The organism is Sporomusa sp. (assembly GCF_057736855.1).
This window is the reverse complement of the sequence record NZ_JBYKYF010000369.1, coordinates 1-2,583: the sequence shown is the minus strand read 5'-3', so window position 1 is coordinate 2,583 and position 2,583 is coordinate 1. Positions and strand designations below refer to the sequence as shown.

The following is a 2,583-nucleotide window of genomic DNA, read 5'->3' as shown; positions in this document are numbered from 1 at the left end:
CGAGGAACTCTCCTGCTTGCACCGTCAGGTCGATCTCTCCGAGAACCCTCTCCACATGGCCCCGACCCCGGCGGTATGTCTTTGATACCCCTCGAAGGCGCAGGGCAACGCTATCTGCCGCCATTTCGCTCTTCTCCTTCAAGCATATCCCACAGTATGGCACCCTCGGACTGGGCTGGTCCCCTGAGCCCCAAGAGGTATGCAAGGGTGGGTGCGATATCCTTGAGTCGAATCGGCCATTTGCGCCTGTAACCTTGTCGGACGCCAGCACCGCTAAAGAAGGTCATAGCGGCATTCGCAAATCCCTTATAGGTTGCAGTGGGCAGGTAAGGCGTATGGTGACCCGCCACAATTGTGGACGGGCGGACGATTGCTCGACCCAAACGCTCCGCGTAGAGGCTACCAAATCGCAGGGACTGAATCTCGCCGTCCCATGTGGAGTACCCCGGCTTGAGGAAGTACAGCACATCTCCTACCCACTCTCGCGACGCCCCGACTATGCCGAGGTCCTCTGGCCGGCAGGCCAGATGAACCGGGCATTCCCCGGTCTCGGGATCCCGAATCTGCCGCAAAGTGGCTATCACCTGGTCCCGAACTGCTTCATACTGCCCCGGCGGCACCCTTCCGCCAGGCTCCCGTCCAGCAAGATTCACCCAGATATGCTGCGGATCAAGATATGGCACAGCTTTGGAACCCTCGGTGTCCACACAGAACCGTCCTACCGTCGAATCCCAAGAGTACTCCAGCAATCCAGCGTTGACCAGCGCCTGCACAATTGAAACATACCTCCAGGTAGGCAGGGAGCCGTGGTCGGATGTGACCACCAGCACTGTTGACTCGTTCATGCAGCCCTCGGCGATCCTGCCGATCAGACGATCCACGATCCGATATGCGTCCCTGTACAGCTCCCACGCCTTCTCAGTCAGAGACCGAGACGTATACGGGAACTCAGGATCAAGGTATCCCAGAAACGTATGGTTGAGCGCATCTACGAGGTGGTAGTGCAGGAAAAGCACATCCCAGCCAGGACGTTTTCCCAGGTGCACCGCAGCGCGAGCCATCCAGTCTGCCTGGAACATCGCCTGTTCAAGAGTAATGTCTGCGCTCACGTTGAGAGGGCCGTAGGGACGTAATTGCTCGTTTACCGGGACATACGGGCACTCGAGACCTTCTACGTATGGACCAATTTCGGAGATGATCTCGGCCTCAAGGCCTGGCGGGTAGCTCCATCCTTCCGCACGAAAGACATCCGTACAGTAGAGTTCGACATGCTCTGCATCAGAGGAAAGACGAGCCAGCTTGAAGCGGAAAACGACTTTGCCAGCACCAAAGCTTCTCACCAGCCATTCGCTCCACTGTCCAGGTGCAAGGCTTGCGAGCGGCCGTCGTGCGTCTTTCGAGTGCGTGATGAGTACCCGGTCATAGCCCTCCGGCGTGCCTGCAATGAGCAGAACTAAAAGGTCTTCACCCTCGCATTCGGTCTCATTGCCCACACGTATCTCCGCTTCGAGCGGAGGCATCTTCGATTCGACATGGCCTACCCATCCCTGCGCAGGCCGAAGCCGTAGGGGCACGTGCTTGATCTCGGCTGTCGCAAGGTCCAGGGCAACCACATCGGGATGACAAGTGGCATACACGCACGGCTTCTTGACACGCCACGGGTCACCTCCCGGCGTGAGCCCGCCAATGACAACCCTGCTGTCACCTGTTCCAGGCCATCCTGTGGGATAGTTCAGTATCAACGTGCGCTTGCCTGCCCTTTCGGCCACGTCCCATAGGAATTCGGCCCTGCTGGAGGTTGACTGTTTGTTTCTGCCCGCGTCTCTCTCGCCGACGTCCAGCGGCTCGCCTGCGCGATGAGCAGTGAAACTTAGGATCCCGTGGGTTGCAGGCTCGGCGCCGGATGCAATCGTCGTCCAGTTGGTAGGCGTGTCAACCGGGATCGAAGGTAAGGCTTCGCTGTAAGCACCTCGGTCTGCGAGTTTCTTCAGGTTCGGCATTGACCCCTCCGCCATGAACCTCTCAGCGAGCGAGAGTAACGCGCTGTCTATTCCGATTACAACAGCTTTTTGGACTGTCCTGGCTTTGGTCACCCGTTTCTTCCCCCTGCACGAATGCTGATGACTCTCAATACGGATCGTTGCGCCTGGGCGCCTACTGTAGCGAAACCCGCGTCGGGTCCACTGCGCGCAGCAGGTCCGGCGCTACATACTGGCGGACCGCAAGTTTCTCTTTGAGCACGCCCCTATTGAACATGAATTGCGCTAGACGTTCCATGGTTTTCAACTGCTCGTCTTTAAGTGTCAGTGTGTAATGCTCACGCCGCATCTCCGTCAGTACCTGTTCCTGCGGAGCCTTTACCTTGCTGGCCACGATCTTGCTGGCTTCCTCCATGTTATTGAGCATCCAGTCTGTCGCTTCGGCGAGCGCCCGGAGGGTCGCCGTCACCACCTGAGGACTGCTCTCAATCAGCTGTCGGCTGGCCACCAGGAAACCGACGGACTGGTTCCTCGCTGCACTGTCTTCGGTCAGGATGCTCACGCCGGGGATCTCTTTTGCCTGGTCGGTACCGGCTCCCCATAC

General features: G+C 58.5%; 2 protein-coding genes. Both read right to left on the bottom strand.

The genetic code is table 11. From position 1 onward, the window contains the following. Window positions 1–110: 110 nt before the first annotated feature. Window positions 111–2,093 (bottom strand): alkaline phosphatase family protein, encoded by a 1,983-nt coding sequence (locus AC29Z1_RS16335; RefSeq protein WP_488272513.1) that lies wholly within the window; start codon window positions 2,091–2,093, stop codon window positions 111–113. A 61-nt stretch (window positions 2,094–2,154) separates the two neighbouring features. Then, on the bottom strand, window positions 2,155–2,583 hold a 429-nt coding region (locus AC29Z1_RS16330; RefSeq protein WP_488272512.1), incomplete at its 5' end, for an ABC transporter substrate-binding protein.